Origin of the sequence: Pelobacter propionicus DSM 2379 (assembly GCF_000015045.1) — a bacterium.
Classification (GTDB): domain Bacteria; phylum Desulfobacterota; class Desulfuromonadia; order Geobacterales; family Pseudopelobacteraceae; genus Pseudopelobacter; species Pseudopelobacter propionicus.
The window spans coordinates 3,005,083-3,019,949 of the sequence record NC_008609.1 but is presented as its reverse complement, the minus strand read 5'-3'; the positions used below and the strand labels follow the sequence as shown (position 1 = coordinate 3,019,949).

Annotated in this window: 13 protein-coding genes; 2 read left to right on the top strand and 11 right to left on the bottom strand. The window is 58.5% G+C overall.

The features are described 5' to 3' along the window. Positions 1 to 28: 28 nt before the first annotated feature. From PPRO_RS13665 to PPRO_RS13630, 8 genes are all read right to left on the bottom strand, one after another. On the bottom strand, positions 29 to 1,006 hold the full coding sequence (locus PPRO_RS13665) for a glycosyltransferase family protein (RefSeq protein ID WP_011736608.1): 978 nt from the start codon (positions 1,004 to 1,006) through the stop codon (positions 29 to 31). Positions 1,007 to 1,125: 119 nt separating this feature from the next. Beyond that, positions 1,126 to 2,070: a glycosyltransferase family 2 protein gene (locus PPRO_RS13660; protein WP_011736607.1), complete on the bottom strand. Its 945-nt coding sequence runs from the start codon at positions 2,068 to 2,070 to the stop codon at positions 1,126 to 1,128. 26 nt (positions 2,071 to 2,096) lie between these two features. Further along, positions 2,097 to 3,320 carry a hypothetical protein gene (locus PPRO_RS13655; RefSeq protein ID WP_011736606.1) on the bottom strand — a complete coding sequence of 408 codons (1,224 nt, stop codon included), beginning with the start codon at positions 3,318 to 3,320 and terminating at the stop codon, positions 2,097 to 2,099. 141 nt (positions 3,321 to 3,461) lie between these two features. Next, the gene (locus PPRO_RS13650) at positions 3,462 to 4,277 is read right to left on the bottom strand and encodes a polysaccharide pyruvyl transferase family protein (protein WP_011736605.1); all 816 of its coding nucleotides are present in this window, start codon (positions 4,275 to 4,277) and stop codon (positions 3,462 to 3,464) included. Positions 4,278 to 4,365: 88 nt separating this feature from the next. Next, positions 4,366 to 5,364 carry a radical SAM/SPASM domain-containing protein gene (locus PPRO_RS13645; protein ID WP_011736604.1) on the bottom strand — a complete coding sequence of 333 codons (999 nt, stop codon included), beginning with the start codon at positions 5,362 to 5,364 and terminating at the stop codon, positions 4,366 to 4,368. A gap of 112 nt (positions 5,365 to 5,476) precedes the next feature. Continuing rightward, positions 5,477 to 6,619, bottom strand: a complete 1,143-nt coding sequence (locus PPRO_RS13640; protein WP_011736603.1) for a mitochondrial fission ELM1 family protein — start codon at positions 6,617 to 6,619, stop codon at positions 5,477 to 5,479. Next, positions 6,616 to 7,821, bottom strand: a complete 1,206-nt coding sequence (locus tag PPRO_RS19690; RefSeq protein ID WP_011736602.1) for a glycosyltransferase family 4 protein — start codon at positions 7,819 to 7,821, stop codon at positions 6,616 to 6,618. Before PPRO_RS19690 ends, PPRO_RS13640 begins: the two co-directional genes overlap by 4 nt. Then, positions 7,818 to 8,633: a phospholipase D-like domain-containing protein gene (locus PPRO_RS13630; RefSeq protein WP_198138282.1), complete on the bottom strand. Its 816-nt coding sequence runs from the start codon at positions 8,631 to 8,633 to the stop codon at positions 7,818 to 7,820. The genes PPRO_RS19690 and PPRO_RS13630 overlap by 4 nt, the downstream gene beginning before the upstream one ends. Before the next feature lie 414 nt (positions 8,634 to 9,047). Here PPRO_RS13630 and PPRO_RS13625 point away from each other — a divergent pair, with 414 nt between their 5' ends. Next, the gene (locus PPRO_RS13625; RefSeq protein ID WP_011736600.1) at positions 9,048 to 10,772 is read left to right on the top strand and encodes an ABC transporter ATP-binding protein; all 1,725 of its coding nucleotides are present in this window, start codon (positions 9,048 to 9,050) and stop codon (positions 10,770 to 10,772) included. Positions 10,773 to 10,789: 17 nt separating this feature from the next. Next, the gene (locus PPRO_RS19685; RefSeq protein ID WP_011736599.1) at positions 10,790 to 11,518 is read left to right on the top strand and encodes a tetratricopeptide repeat protein; all 729 of its coding nucleotides are present in this window, start codon (positions 10,790 to 10,792) and stop codon (positions 11,516 to 11,518) included. A gap of 141 nt (positions 11,519 to 11,659) precedes the next feature. Here the strand turns inward: PPRO_RS19685 and PPRO_RS13615 are convergent, their stop codons facing one another. Genes PPRO_RS13615 through PPRO_RS13605 form a run of 3 tightly spaced genes read right to left on the bottom strand, consistent with a single transcriptional unit; the run spans position 11,660 to position 14,826 of the window. After that, positions 11,660 to 12,607, bottom strand: coding sequence for a hypothetical protein (locus PPRO_RS13615; RefSeq protein WP_011736598.1), 948 nt, complete (start codon positions 12,605 to 12,607; stop codon positions 11,660 to 11,662). Between the two features lie 13 nt (positions 12,608 to 12,620). After that, on the bottom strand, positions 12,621 to 13,604 hold the full coding sequence (locus tag PPRO_RS13610) for a diacylglycerol/lipid kinase family protein (RefSeq protein WP_049759737.1): 984 nt from the start codon (positions 13,602 to 13,604) through the stop codon (positions 12,621 to 12,623). A gap of 31 nt (positions 13,605 to 13,635) precedes the next feature. Further along, entirely contained in the window at positions 13,636 to 14,826 is a 1,191-nt protein-coding gene (locus tag PPRO_RS13605; protein WP_011736596.1) for a CDP-alcohol phosphatidyltransferase family protein, read from the bottom strand. Positions 14,827 to 14,867 lie beyond the last annotated feature (41 nt).

Below are 14,867 nucleotides of genomic sequence, written 5' to 3'. Positions count from 1 at the left end.
TGTTATAGTCCTGTTGAATATGTGGCTATTACGAAGCTAAATATTTTAAATAGTTGTATAATCTTACTTTTTTTAGCGCTTTTGAGTAAAAACTATCACAATAACCATCTGAAATATGTTCATGTACTGTTTGTAAAAAATATTCAGCTCTTTTTGTTGTTGTGTGGAATTTTATCAAATGATTGTACCCTGACTCAGCTTTTTCACTGATTGAAGATGGTCTTGATAGAAGGTGTCCGAGCTTTTCATCAAACTCATCGAGTGACTTGAATGTAACGCAATTAATTCCGTCAGTGAATGGATTCGGTATGGTTATGTCGATTTCCTGGGTCATGAGAAGAGCACCGGAAGCGAGAATCTCCCAGTAACGAGCACAGTCATACCCTGCACCGGCAACGTTAATACCTATCTGGGTTTGTGAAAGCAGTTTCCGGTATTTTGGGGTTTCTATCGGGATTCCGAGGCATTTCTTTTTTCGGTATGCCACTTCTCCGGTTGAACCGCAAAAAATATCCGGATCATTTCTGTTAGTCAGGCGTTGGTGGATGGAATACCGCATGGGATTTACCTTCATGTTTGCTGCAAAAAGCACTTTTGTACTGCGCTTGTTTAGTGTGTTACAAAAATATCTTTTTTCGGCTGCAAACGGTAAGGGGAAAATGGGTTCTCCGGTATTGTTGTCCCAGCACTTATTTAATTCTCTTTTGAACACCATTTTAAATAGTATGTGGGGATAAACGCAGAATTCCTGCCCGTCAGTGCCATCAATGAATATTTTGTTGGGATTGTCTGAGTCCTCAATCAATTCCGTTCTTACTTTTTTGTTGCTTCCTACAATGATCAAGTCGGCACTTTCTGATAACTTTCTCAGTTTTCTGTCGGGTGTCGATTGAGTATAATTACTGTTTTCAGAGCTGATTATTTCGTGACCCAGTTCCTGCAGCCCTTCCATAAGTGTCGCGGTAAGATAATCATAGTGTGGTGATATTATGGATAGTATTCTCATCAGAGAATGGCCCCTTATAAAAAAGTTAGGCGGTTATTGAGCACTGATAAAAGTGTACGCTGTGCTAAAAATCGACAAATACTGCTCCAAAAAAATCTAGGATATCGAAAAATCCAGGCTTACTTGTTAATAAAACGCGTTTTTCCCATGTTATTGCACAAATAGTCTTTTATTGCGAATAATTTCGGAGATTCCTGCGCTGTAACAAGCTTTACGGGCAAAACTGATGACAGCAGTAGTTTGATGAAATTTGCCGTGTCCTTTTTAATCTGCTTGAAAATGAACTTGCGTATATATGTTTTCTTAGACTTGTGCGGACAGAGCTTGTCTGTCAGATAGAGAAAATTTCTGGTGTTGTAGTATCTCATGACAGTATTCTTGCCGGCCACCTTGTTTACCGATACCGAAACCTTGTGGTAAACCTTTGAATGAGGTTCCATTATGCACCTGAAACCGTTGTTGCGAGCACGGATGCACCAGTCCACCTCTTCGGCGTACAAAAAATAGTTGTCGTCAAACAGTCCCACCTCATTACACACACGTCTGCTTACAAGCATTGAACATCCGTTGACTCGTTCAACATCAAACATGCTGTTCTGTTTGATGGTATAGATGTGCGGTGATCTTGCCTTCTTCCAGTTTATGGTGGCGCCCGCAAACTGTATCTTGCTTCTGTCTTCGTAATCGTAAATCACGCTGCCGACTATTCCATTCTTGCACGATGCTGATGCGGCACCCACGAGATGGGTCAGGGTGTCCCGGTCTACGATGGTGTCGTTATTGAGCAGCCATACGTGATCAGCCCCGTTCTCAAGGGAAAAAATGATTCCCCGGTTGTTTCCGCCGGTGAAGCCGAGGTTCTCTCCTGCTTCAATGACGAAAACATCGGGGAACCTGTTTCTGATGAGTTTGACCGAGTCATCCGTGGAACCGTTGTCCACGACGACGGTTTCAACGTTGGGGTAGTCCTGGTTCTCAAGGGATTTCAGGCATTCCAGGGTATCAGATACGCCATTCCAGTTGACGATTACTATGTAAACCTTTGGAGATGAAGGGTGATGCATGTAGTCTTCCTGTAATCCTACGATGGTCAGTTTGATTGATACGGGTTATGGACTGACGAGCCGCTGCTCCCGGTTGTGGTGGGCGGGCCGGTGAACGTTTCCGAGATCTGTCCGAAAAAGCGGGAAAGCGATGGAAAGCGGAGCAGATGCAGTATGCGGGACGCAATCGGCAGCGGATAGCCGCGCCGGCGGGCAAAGGCAATGATCTCCCGGTGAAATGGGTTGCGAATTGCGAGCAGTTCGGCAAAATAGACGTTTTTTTGTCGACGGTATGCCTCAAGGTCGAAAACAGCGGAATAGCGCTCCAGAAGACCGGCTATGTCCAGGGTGGCAAGCGTACGCAGGCATTTGGGGCACGCCGAGCAGTTCGTGACCGTGCCGCGCTGATGGCTGTTGATGCACACGTCGAGTGTCCCGTACGACTCGGCAAAGTCCGCGACGCGCACGGTCTTCTCCACGCGGGTGTATTCACTTCCCGCCGAAAAGGCGTCAAGGGTGTCGGTTGAGAGCAGGGGCAGGGATATGCTGTCCGTATAGGCTATTTCCCTGGCGAGTCCCACGAAGACGTTCTGGTAGTTGAAGGCAGAAGCGTACAGATACCGCCCGATACCGCCCTGGAGCAGCAGGGCTACCGATGCGTTGCGGAACGTGTGGGTTTTCGTGAATCCCAGCCCGTTGCCAAAAAATGAGCCCAGGTTTGAGTCTACCTTCACGAATGGAAGGCCGAGGCGCCTGGCGCTGGGAGCCAGGTGTTCGAATCGTGCGTGAAACATCCGCTCGTTATCTTTGCCATGGGAGCCCACGTTGTTGAAAAGCAGGTGGGTAATCCTGAACCCCGGCAGCGTGTCTGCGCCTAAATTGTCCGCAAGGACGCAATACGAATCGATACCCCCGGAAAAACCGGTTGCCACGCCCGCGGGGCGGGGAGTTAGGCTGGGGGAAAGGGTATCGGCGGTGACCCTGATCGGGCGGAGCCGGGGCATGACGTAACGCAGCACACTTTGGCAGGGGCCGGAGAGGTTGTACAGGAGTCTCTCGGAAACGGCTCCTCTGATATGGATGTCTTCACCGCATGCCATGGCAGGGATGAGGAGACCCACCAGGGCGGCGTCACAGGAATGGGAGAGCAGGCCGCCGAATGGTTCTTCCACGCTGTACCAGAGGAAGCTGCTCCCCTTCGGTGATTCGACCGTCACCTGATGGAAGACCTGATTTTCCCTCTGTACGATGTCTGGCGTGCTCAGTATCATGCTTCCTGCCCCTTTTTGTGCCAGAATCGATTTCGGTACGATGCTGCCACACGAATGCTCCTGTCCGTCAGGCAACGCAGCACTGGCCTGCCCGGGCGAATTGATACGCGCCTCTGGTGGGGCCCTGCGCGAGGACGGTTTTCAGAGGCTGTCCAGCAGCACCCGTTCCAATGCCGCTGCCTTTGCTTCCAGGTTTTTCTGGTACGAGAACAGGGCTGGGTTTGGATGCAGGAGCCTCTCCAGATTCAGTGAACCACCGAAGACCACATCTTCGCATGGAGGTCGGTCGATGCCGCTGCAGTAGTCTTTGAACTTGTAGTCTCCGCCGTCGAGGCGCCCCCAAAACGTGCATTTGTAGTTCGGAATCCCGAGAGAGTCGGCGGCAACGAGGCCATGGAGACTGGATGACACTATGCACTCGCATTCACTGATCGTTTTCAGGGTTAGAAGGGGATCATTGTCCACGGGTATCAGAACGGAGTGCCTGGTCTCTTCGAGTATTTTTGAGATCAACGGTGACGATTCATCCGTGTAGTGGGGAATGATGCCGAGCCTGAATCTCTTCACCGATGACGGGCGCAGCAGGCGGTTGAACAGGATTCCCGGGTCGCCCAGGGGGATATCCGTGATTCCGAGTCTGGAGCGGGTCAATACTCCCCGCACCGCTATCGGTCTGATGAGAAAATGCGAGATTGCTCCTTCGGGGCGGAGGCAGCCGGAGCCCCAGATGGTGATCGGATCAAGGCGGAAACGCTTCAGGCGCTTGTGTCTCCTTTTCTGAATCATCTCCATGATGCTGCCAATGGAGGCGAAATCGCATGAGTGGACTTTTGCGTGCCTGACCGGCCTCCCGGTCAGGTGCTCGAACAAAAGGGGGGCGATGTTGTCGCCGAAATTGATGGCGCCGCTTCTTCTCAGGCTGTAAAACAAACGGATGTCTCTTCTGCTCCTACCCATGCCGAGAGTCCCCCTTTTATCTGTGAGCCGCGCTGTCCGAGATGCCCGATTTCCTGAAGAGTTCTGAGTCGCCTGTTGCCGGATTCGTCTATCCTTTGCCCTTGAGTCTCTGAATCAGAGAGCGTTTCGGCTTGTAGGAAAAATCCGTCTCGTCCTGTACCATGCACCCCTCGCAGAGGGTCCCCTTGATATTCCGTGCCAGGTAGTTGCGGCGGAAACTCAGATACTTCTCGTTCTGCCAGACGCTTTGCAGGCCCGCCGGGGCGACGTTGCCCAGAACCGTCGTGCGCTCCCAGTCCACGCAACAGAGCACGCAGTCGCCGTTCCAGAGGATGTAGGCCTGTTGCATGAGCCGGTCGCAATCGGAGAGTGCCCGCATGGGCAGGGCGTTCAGGCCGCGTTCTTCAACTGCCCCATGGGAGCGATTCTCAAAGGCGTGAATGTTGACCGTGATCCCCCGGGAGTTCCAGTATTCGCGGATCTCGTCCAGTTCCCGGTCGATTGCCTTGGTATGAACCATGGTGATCTTGAGCCGAGGGGCCTTCCCCTTGTACCGTTTTCGCATTTCGATGAAGCGGTTTACGTTGGCCAGGTTCTTTTCCCAGTCCATTTTGCCCATGCTGGATTCATAGGTTTCCCTGCGGATGCCGTGAAAGCTCACGTGGAGGCGGTCCAGGCCGCTCACCATCAGGCGCGCCGACATGGCCTCGTCCAGGTAGGAGGCGTTGGTGTTGATCTTGATGCGGGTCATGGGCTGTTTGCGGTCGGCTATGTAACGGATCAGGTCCGGCAGGCGCGGGTCGGCCAGCGGTTCGTTCATCAGATAGGGGCTGATGCGCTTGACCGGGTGCTTGACCGTCTCGTCGATGATTTTGAAGAACGTATCCTCATCCATGCGCCCCATGGAGACTTTTTTACTGATGCTGTGGTTGGGGCAGAAGCGGCAGTGGGCATTGCACCCCGACTGGGTCTGGATCTGGATGTTGATGGGGAAGGCGGGCACCGGGTGCATGCCTTGAATGCGGCGGCGCAGGAATTGCTGAATCCCGTTCGGGCAGTCTTGGGGGAGGAAGTAGCGAGTGGCCATATGGGAAATCCTTTTCTTGATAGTGAACCTGTCTGTGCGGCGTGAATATTTTCAGCGCGTAACTAAGGGGTGCCTCGAGACCCGGCGACGGGTGGCGCGGGAGTCTCAGATACTATTCCGGATGCGCGCGTCCGTCAGTGCGCAGTATCTCCTTGAGCCAGCGTGCGACCTGGGGAGCTTCCGGGGGAAGCGGCGGCTGGGGAGTCGTCCGCAGTGGCTTGCCGAATGGTTGTGCCCGACCCGAGGCGTAGAGGGCCTGGTGGAGCAGGGCAATGTCGCGGCGCGGCCGAAGCACCCCCCGTCGAATCATCCAGGCCAGGGCCGAATCCAGGTGGTTCGATCCGGCGTTCCGGGAAGACGATGTGTGGACTCTGGTGATACACCATTCCCTCAGGCGGCCGTTGAACCGCCTGATTTCGGTAACGGGGTAGACATAGAGGGGTGCCGTGGTGGCTGCTGCCTCAGCCAGCATGGATTCGCTCTCACCCGTAACGACCAGTGCGTCGGCCTGGGCCAGCAGTGCCCGGTAGGGGTTGGCGTCGCTGGCCGGTTGCCAGAGGTATAGCCGGTGCGGAGCTCCAAGGACTGTCTGAAGAGCCTGACCGGCCGCAAGGCTGGTGCGCCGGCTGGTGACGGCCATGACGCTGCCGCCACACTCTTCCACCCATCGTCGAACCTGCTGTGCCATGATTCTCGCGTCATCGGCGCCGAGGCGGAAGCGTGCCGCGTCTCCTCCCACGAGAAGGCCGACAACCGGTCGCGGCAGACCGTCCAGCAATCCGGGCCACTGTCTGCCCGCCTCCGCAAGCTGTTGCGGGGAGATGGAGTTCAGGGGCGCGATGGTGTCGAAACGCCGGGGATCCGGCGGCATGCGGCAGTGCAGGGGGGCGATCACCGCATCATAGTGATGCGGTGCCGCTCCGCCGGTGCGCCCCAGTTGGACGGTGCGGGTCTGGCCATTGCTCATTGTGCTGATCCAACGGGTGACAGGGGCGGTGCTGCGTCCGACTCCGATGACCAGATCGGGCCAGGGAGGCGTCAGCAGGGCTCTACTCTTCTGGTCCAGCATGGCATGGGCAGGCTGCCGGGGAGTCAGCCGCCACCGGGAATCCTTTGTAAAGTGCAGCTCCTTGACCTCGAATGGCCAATCAAGGGCCTCGGCCAGGGCGATGGCCTGGATGCGGTTGCCGGGATGCGGGTTAGTCAGGACCCAGACTCGTGGACAGGAAGGGAATACGCCACGCGTGAAATTCATGCCTTAGTTCGCTCCACCATGCTGGGGGTAGCCCCAGCCGCTGTCAGCAACTCGCAATAGGCCCGCTCCACCTGCTCCGCACGCCGCTCCTCGGTGCACAGTTCCAGTACCAGTTCCCTGCCACGCACGGCGCACTCCTGGGCAAATCCGCGGTCATCCAGCAACCGACAGATGGCCGCGGCCAGGGCCACCGGATCTCCGGGCGGTACCAACAGTCCGGTCTGCCCGTGTCGGACCAGTTCCCGATTGCCGGCAACATCGCTTGAAATCACCGGGCGGGCCATGGCCAGAGCCTCTCGAACCGCGCCGGTCAGTCCCTCGCCACGCAGGGATGCGCAGACGACGATGTCCAGGGCAGCCAGCGCGGCCGGTACGTCCTCGGTGAAGCCGGCGAAGATGACCCGGTCGGACACTCCTAGGGAGGAAGCCTTAGCCTCAAGGGGGCTCGGATCGCCTTCACCCACCAGGACGAAGCGCAAGTCGCGGCATTTGCCCCTGAGGATGGTCGCCGCTTCCAGCAGCAGCTGATGTCCCTTCTTGGGGGTGTTCAGGGAGCCGATCAGCCCCACGAGTGGAGTCCCGAACGGTACCTGCCATGCGTTGCGCATGGCCTGGCCAGAGACGGCGGGGGAAAAACGCTCCGGATCGAAGCTGCCGTAGATCACATCAACCTTTTTCGATGGGATTCCATCATCCACAAGGGCGTCCTTGACCGCCTGAGCCACGGCGAACATGCGCGCCACATGGCGGCGGTGGATGAAATGGGCCAGCCGACTCAGGGACAGGGGGTAAACGGTGCCGCGGTTTGCCGTCCAGACGGGACGGCGCATTCCCAGGGTGGCGAAGTAGGCGAAAAAGAGCGCGCGATTCTTGTGGGTATGGAGAATATCGGGCCGTTCCGTTGCCAGCAAACGGCGAAATTGCAGCATGTCGGCGGGGCTATCCAGGCCCAGACGCAGGATCTGTACGCCCGCACTCCGCAGGTTGTCGAACCAGAGCCCCTCCAGGGGCTGGTCCGGTCTGCCGTCGAATACGCAGGTTAGCCGGTGTCCGCGCCGGGCCAGGGCCTGGGCCAGGGAAGCGCACTGTACCGCTCCACCCCGCTGGACGGAGCCATGGGAGTCAACCATCAGGATTTTTAGCGGTTTGTTGTCAGAGATGATGCTGTCGGGATGGATGGAGCCTTTGTTCTTAGTGCTCATGACGGCATAGCCTCTGTTTCGTTAATCATCTTCTCCCACCTAGTGTGAAAGGCATCATAGAGGTAAAGGTCGGATGATGCCACCAGTAGTTCATGATTGGCGTGAAGAGAACTCTTGGAAAGGTTCATGCTGCCGAACAGAACTTCCCGCCTGTGGTGGGATTCAATCAGGATGAATTTGTTGTGCATGGGGAGATCCTGGGGATGGCGGTAGCGGCGGAAGTCCAATTGGCCGTCAAACAACTCCTCCATCCAACCGGGAACCCGCCGCTCCGTATCATGGGCGAGAATCTTGATCAGTACCCCACGCCTGGCAAGTTGGAGCAGGGTTATTCCGATTCGTTTATCGTTCAGATGGGAAATAGCCATGCGCAGCGTCGTCCCCTTAGGCAGTGTGAGGAGTTTTTGGTGCAGGACGTCGCGCCGCAGTCGGGGAAAAAGATAAATCCTGGAGTCGTCTGCCGAGATTACCCTGTTGTTGCGCGGCAGCAGTCGCTCCCAGGGGCCGTGCGGCCCGGTGTGCAGCATGAGCAGGTGCTCCCGGAGAGGTGCGACGAGTCGGCTGTCAACGATCTCAACCAGGTAGTTGTGTCCTCGATCCTGATCGCCGATCTCCTCGATCACCTGGGGGTCTTCGGGCTGATTGCCGGAAGGATTGAAGGTGCCGATGAGGACATGGGGCTTGGGATGGCTGAAGTAATAGAGCTTCAGGTGCAGGAGCGGTTTTTTCCAGAGCAGGTTGTCGGGGCAGCGGTGCATCAGAGGTCTGCAGCCGGCAGCCAGGGTGTCGGCGCGTTGCAGTATGCTCAGCACGGGGATGTTGGTCCTGGCGGTGCGTGGATTGGCCTCAAGCGTTAAACTGACTCTGGCGCCCCGTTCTTTGGCCTGTATAAGCGCATCGGCCAGAGCAACATCGCGAAAATAATACGTTGCCCAGAATATTTCGCCACCGGCGGGTACGGCGGAAATGCGTGCCTCGAGCAGGTCCCGCAGCAGGCGGGGCTTTAGGTCAGGCCCGCCGAAGAAAACGCGGAAGCGCGGCCTGGATGTTTGATATGTGGACAGAGGCATAGGGCGGCTCGAACTATTAACAATATGTTATTTGATGGTTCCTTTTCAACTGTTTTTTGCCGGTAATATCCTGTCCGCTTCCCTTGAAGTGGGTAACGTGCTATACAGAAACGTCGCGTCACCTACATTTTTCCGCAGAATTCCAAGGACAATTTCATGCGTATCATGCTTTTCTTTATCAGGGCCTACCCCATTCAGACCCTGGTCATGCTTCTGGCCCAGCTTCTGGCCGGAGTGATGGAGGGGCTCAGCCTGACCGCCCTGCTGCCGATGCTCAATCTTGCCGTCAGCGGCAACAACGGCAAGCTGAGCTCCGGAGTCGGCAAGACCGTTACCTCGGCCCTGCAGTTTTTCGGTATTACGCCGACGGTGTCCACCCTGTTGTTTGTCATGGTTGCCGGCGTGCTCCTGAAGAGCGGTCTGGTGCTGTTCGCCGACCGGAAGGTCGGCTATACCGTCGCCCGGGTGGCCACGGACCTGCGCCTCTCGCTGCTGCGGGCGCTTCTGGGAACCCGCTGGGAGTACTATCTGACCCAGCCCATGGGCGGCCTGACCAACGCCATCTCCAGCGAGGTCATGCGCGCCTCTTCGGCCTATCTGCAGGGAACACTGGCGATCACCTACATGGTGACGGCAGCCGTGTATGCGGTTGTGGCGCTGCTGGTCTCCTGGAAGGTGAGTCTCGCGGCGCTGGCCGCAGGTTCCCTGCTTATGTTCCTGCTCAACCGCCTGGTACAGCGGACGAAAAAAGCCGGCAGGCAGGAGACGGCTCTCATGCATTCTCTCCTCTCCCGACTGGCCGATAACCTGCAGTCGGTCAAGCCGCTCAAGGCCATGGGGCGGGAGCAGCTGGCGGAACGGATGCTGGAGGCGGATACGGTCAAACTCAACCGCGCCCTGCGCAAACAGGTCTCCAGCAAGGCGACGCTCAAGAGCCTGCAGGAGCCGATCCTGATGATGTTGATCATGGCCGGATTGTACCTTTCTCTGGTGGTCTGGAAGTATGATCTTCCCAAGGTGATGATGCTGGTCTTTCTGGTGGTGCGGCTTTTCGGCGAACAGAAGAAACTGCAGCAGAAGTTTCAGGACATGGCCTCCAGTGAGAGCGCCTTCTGGTCTCTGCGCAAGAAGATCGACGAGGCCGTGCGCCAGAAGGAGCCGAATCTTGGGCGCAGACAGGTGACGCTGAACGGGAGTATCCGCTTCGATCGGGTCGGCTTCAGCTATGAAGGTGGGGCCGGGTGCGTGCTCAAGGAGGCCTCCCTGGAGATCCCTGCCGGTTCCTGCGCCGCGGTTATCGGTCCCTCCGGGGCGGGCAAGACCACGCTGGTGGATCTGGTGATTGGCCTTCTGCAACCGCAACAGGGAGCCGTGCTGATCGATGGCGTGGCGTTGGCCGATATGGACATGAAGTTCTGGCGCGGCCAGATCGGCTATGTTCCCCAGGACACCGTGCTGCTGCACGATTCGATTCTGGCCAATGTGACCCTTGACGATCCTGCGCTGGGCGAGAATGAGGCCAAGGAGGCCTTGTGCGCCGCCGGCGCCTGGGAGTTCGTGTCGGCCATGCCGGAGGGGATGGCCACCGTCGTGGGAGAGCGCGGCTCCAAGCTTTCCGGTGGCCAGCGGCAGCGCATCGCCATCGCCAGGGCCCTGGCACATCGCCCGCGCCTTCTGATTCTGGACGAGGCCACCAGCGCCCTCGACCCCGAGAGCGAGCGGGCGATCTGCGCGACGCTCATGCGTCTGCGCGGCACGGTCACTATGCTTGCCATCTCCCACCAGCCCGCTCTGGTACAGGTGGCGGACCAGATCTACCGTATCGAGGAACAAACGATTCGTGGCCAACTGCCCGGATCCGCACAGGCCTCAGTCGCCTGATAAGAGGAGGGCGCCCCTTGAAGAGATATCTCCCCGTCATTTTTCCGGTTGCGTGTTTGGCCATGGTCGCCATGGTCGACCCCGCTTGTGCGGTAACCCGTCCCTCTTCGGCTCGATCAACGACTGAGCAGGCGAATCGGCTCAGGGAGGGGGCTGCGAAGGCTTCGGCGGCCCTGTGGCAAAAGGCCAGCGCTCAGTATGAACGTGGTCGGACAAGCGGGAATGGACGGGAAAAGGCGACTTATTTCCGGCAAGCCGAGCACTATGCCCAGCAGGCCATCGCCGTTGACCCGCGGGGTGACGAGGGGTACAAGTGGCTGGCCATCGCCCTGGGCGCCCAGGCGGAGGATGCCGCAGTGAGGGACCAGATCCAGTTGTCGCGCCGCGTCAAGGAAAATATCGAAAAGGCGCTTGCCCTCGATCCCCATGACGATATCTCCCTGCTGGTGCTCAGCCGCTGGCATTACAAGGTCGCCTCGCTGAAGCCCTGGACCAGGGGGGTGGTCAAGCTGGTCTACGGCGGCTTGCCCCAGGCATCCATGGAGAAGGCCGAGCTGCTTCTGCTGCGGGCGATCGCGATAAGAGACCGTATCGTACACCGCTACAGTCTGGCCAAGGTCTACTACTACATGGGGAGACGTGAAGCTGCCGTCCAGCAGTTGCGGCTGGCGCTGAAGCTGCCGGTGACGATCCCCGAGGAGACCGAGGATCTGGAGAAGGCGCGCCGGAAACTGGTCAGCTGGTAGAAGGGGGCAGCGGAGGGAGATGGAACGCGGAATCAGCGGAAGAGGCGGAAAAGACAGGATCGAGTCTCGCATTTCGATTCTTTTGTCCAGCCGTTTCCCGCCTTTTCAGATTTGATCCGCGTTCCCTGTCGGGGGCTGAACTTAGCGGAAGGCGCCCTTGCGGAACAGCCTCCAGAAGGTGACACAGAGGGAAATCAGGGGGAAACGGCTCAAGGCGGGGCTGCTCTCTACACGGATGCCGGAATGGCGCTCGATCTTCCACAGGATGTAGTCCACCCCGTTTTCGAAGGTCAGGAGCCCTTTGAGCAGCCTTGCGACAGAGAGCGTCTTTCCCTGGGTCTGGCGCAAACGCCAGGCCAGGCTGTTGCGCTTCCTCTCCCAGGGGGAAATGCGCAGGTGGTAGCGGGGCGGCCCGTCGTTGGGCAGGGCTTCCATGGTTAGGCCCATGGCCTGAAGCGACCCGTGGGTGACCGCCTCATAGTAGTCGGGAGCTGCGTCAAAAAGCCGCGCCGTGGCAGCGGGATTTTCCGAACGAAGTTCGCAGCGGTAGCTCAGGCTCAGTCCCCTGATCCAGAGCTCGCGGATGGTGAATCGTTCCGGAGCCTGGGGCAGGGCGCGGCGCAGGAAACTGCACACCGCATCCGCCAATGCCTCCTGAACCCGTGCGGCGCTTTCCCCGTCGCGGGCGTAGACCAGGCCCGATGGCTGGGCGAACCTCCCCCATATGTAGGAATGAAACCACTGCCGGGCTCCCCTGGCAAAGTCATCCAGGGTGAGGACCGCATACTTGGCCCGTAGGGTTTTCCCCCCATGGGCGACCTCAAGATAAAAGACGTTTGGCGGCAGCAGACGGTTCAACAACGCCTGCAGGCGCGAGTCGAAGGCGCGATGGTAATCGTCCACCAGCAGGTAGAGATCGACGATACCCTCATCGAAACGCCCGCAGCGCATGCAGGAGCCGTAGAACAGCACGGCACCGACCCCCCCATGACGCTGTCTGGCAGCTTCAGCCAGCGCACACACCTCCGGCGGCACCGTACGTCGGCTCCACTCCCCCACGGCAGTTTTCAACTGGTTGTCGTTGTTCATCGAATTCCCGTCATCAGATTCTCAGGAAACGTACCGGTCCCACCGGTTCGATGGTCAGTGGCGAGCGCGCCTGAAAGATCTCGCCGTCCAGGGTGAATGGGCCCCTGAAGTCGAGGGTGATCCTGGCGGCGTTATTGCTGAAATAGCCGTTTTCCTCCGTGGCGGTGGCGGTGGGGACACCGCGCAGCAGGAAGGGGAGGTTGCGCAGGAACCGGGGTGCTTTCCATTTCAGGGCGGTGAAATGCAGGGGGGCTGTCTCCTTTCCCCAGAAGGGGTGCAGGCCGAGAAAGAGGCGCTCCAGGGTGCTGACCATGGCAAACAGGTAGCTGGTTCCCTGTGTCGGGGTTTTATCCAGGCGGATAGCCATGTCGGTTGGAGGCAGGAGTTTGACGTTGCCGAACAAAGCCGCCAGCAGGAGTCGAAGCGAGGTCAACCCCGGCATTAGCTCCCCGCGTATGCCCTGCGGGTTCATGCTGCTGTGGAATATGTCTATGCCCCGGGGAATGGCGCCGGCGCCGAAGAACATCCCGCAGGGGGATTCCCCGTTGTCTTCCTGGATGACCCTCAGTACCGGGCGTTCGTGGATGTGTCTCGGATCGCGCTCCCTGTCCATGCTCCAGGCGTGGATCTTTTTCAGGGCAACGAGCGGTTCGCCGCGCGCACCCACGTCCCGGGCGAGCATGCTGGTGGTTCCCGCCCGCAGCAGAGCCAGCAGGGGAAGGGGAGTGGCGCCCGGTTGGCCCAACAGGGCGGTCAGCACGGCCTGGACGGTTCCGTCGCCTCCGTTGATAATGAGCAGATCGACACCGCGGGCGCTGAAATCGTCAAGAACCGCATGCAGTTCCCCGGGTGTGGTGGCCTCGGCGGCGCGGATGTGCAGATGGTTGGCAAGGTAGGTTCTTATTCGGCCAATCCCCTGTTTGTTCCCACCGCTCAAGGGGTTGCTGATCATGCCGATGCTGATGCCTTTGTCGGCTGCACCTGCTCCGGGAATCACCCGTTGGCCGCTTTTCAGCGGGGAGCGGCTCCTAGTCACGGGCAATGTTGGTGAAGCAGCGCTGGGTCAGTGAGGGGTTGGGGGTCGCGGGGTCGACGTCCAGGAGCCAGGAACGCAGGGGAGTGCCGGTCAGGTGCATGCAGAAGCCCATGAGCAGGCGCACGACCAGGATGATGCTGGAGATCAGGGTCCAGATGGTCACCGCCAGCAACCCTTGGTCGGGCCGTCCGACCAGGAGGCTTGCGCTGAGCAGGATCAGGTTGGGGTTGCGTCTCCCGGTGATCAGGCGGAAATAGGAGTCGAAGGGGCGCCAGCAGAAGATACCGGAGGATTCGAGGAACTGCTTGAAAATCCCCTCCACGATGCGACCGGCGATGTAGCCGATGAAGATCAGGCCGAAGGCGGACTTGAGCGACAGGTCGATCCCCGGTTGCCAGGTGGATAGCCCCAGCCCCCAGACCAGGTACCAGAGCGGGGGGGATATCAGGTCGATGGCATGGTCGAATATGTTTCCGAACTGGCTGGAGTTGACCGTGACCCTGGCCAGTTTGCCGTCCACGGTGTCGAGGAAGGTCATGCCCCAGGCTGCCAGAAGGCCGAGGGCGAAGGAGCCCTGGTAGAACAGCAGGCCGGCGATGATGACTAGGACCAGGCTTAGGGAGGTCACCTGATTGGGAGTGATGCCGTTGTTGGCGCAGAAACGGGTCACCACCTGGGCGGGACGGGGCCAGAGCCATTTGGTAACCAGGTCGGTGACCCCCTTGTAGGAGCCTGAGAAGAGGCGCTGCTCCAGTCTGCGCTGGTTTTTCGGGCTGATCGGCAGCAGGTAGGGAGCGTCTACCTTGCGAAGCGTGATCTGGTGATTGACCCCCAGCGACTGCGGGGTTTCGAAACAGAAGTCCGGAAACTCGCCGGCATGTTTCGAGCCATCGAGAAGGGCGAGGCTCCCCGCTGCATCGCCGGTCTCGACATGGGCGGCCACCGGCTTGTCTCCCGCCCGGAGGACGGTGCCGGGTTTCTGGAGCAGGCCGCGGATCAGGCGCTCGTCGTACAGGTAGTCACCGCGCAGCAGCAGGAGCGTGTCCCCGGGGGGGACTGTGTCGGGCTGATCAGTCCAGTTAACGACGTTCATTTTTTTCAGCATGCGTTCCAGACGCTGGCGACTGGAGAGCCCCCAGAGTTGAACGGGGCTCTCCGCGGAGATCATGGCGTGTACGGTCATAGGGATTCTCGGAATGGTTAGTGGTCTCAAGTCGACGGACA

What these genes read in the sequence shown, in the direction of transcription:
- PPRO_RS13665 (WP_011736608.1), bottom strand. Translation starts at nt 1,006, where the DNA reads ATGAGAATACTATCCATAATATCACCACACTATGATTATCTTACCGCG.
- PPRO_RS13660 (WP_011736607.1), bottom strand. Translation starts at nt 2,070, where the DNA reads ATGCATCACCCTTCATCTCCAAAGGTTTACATAGTAATCGTCAACTGG.
- PPRO_RS13655 (WP_011736606.1), bottom strand. Translation starts at nt 3,320, where the DNA reads ATGATACTGAGCACGCCAGACATCGTACAGAGGGAAAATCAGGTCTTC.
- PPRO_RS13650 (WP_011736605.1), bottom strand. Translation starts at nt 4,277, where the DNA reads ATGGGTAGGAGCAGAAGAGACATCCGTTTGTTTTACAGCCTGAGAAGA.
- PPRO_RS13645 (WP_011736604.1), bottom strand. Translation starts at nt 5,364, where the DNA reads ATGGCCACTCGCTACTTCCTCCCCCAAGACTGCCCGAACGGGATTCAG.
- PPRO_RS13640 (WP_011736603.1), bottom strand. Translation starts at nt 6,619, where the DNA reads ATGAATTTCACGCGTGGCGTATTCCCTTCCTGTCCACGAGTCTGGGTC.
- PPRO_RS19690 (WP_011736602.1), bottom strand. Translation starts at nt 7,821, where the DNA reads ATGAGCACTAAGAACAAAGGCTCCATCCATCCCGACAGCATCATCTCT.
- PPRO_RS13625 (WP_011736600.1), top strand. Translation starts at nt 9,048, where the DNA reads ATGCGTATCATGCTTTTCTTTATCAGGGCCTACCCCATTCAGACCCTG.
- PPRO_RS13615 (WP_011736598.1), bottom strand. Translation starts at nt 12,607, where the DNA reads ATGAACAACGACAACCAGTTGAAAACTGCCGTGGGGGAGTGGAGCCGA.
- PPRO_RS13605 (WP_011736596.1), bottom strand. Translation starts at nt 14,826, where the DNA reads ATGACCGTACACGCCATGATCTCCGCGGAGAGCCCCGTTCAACTCTGG.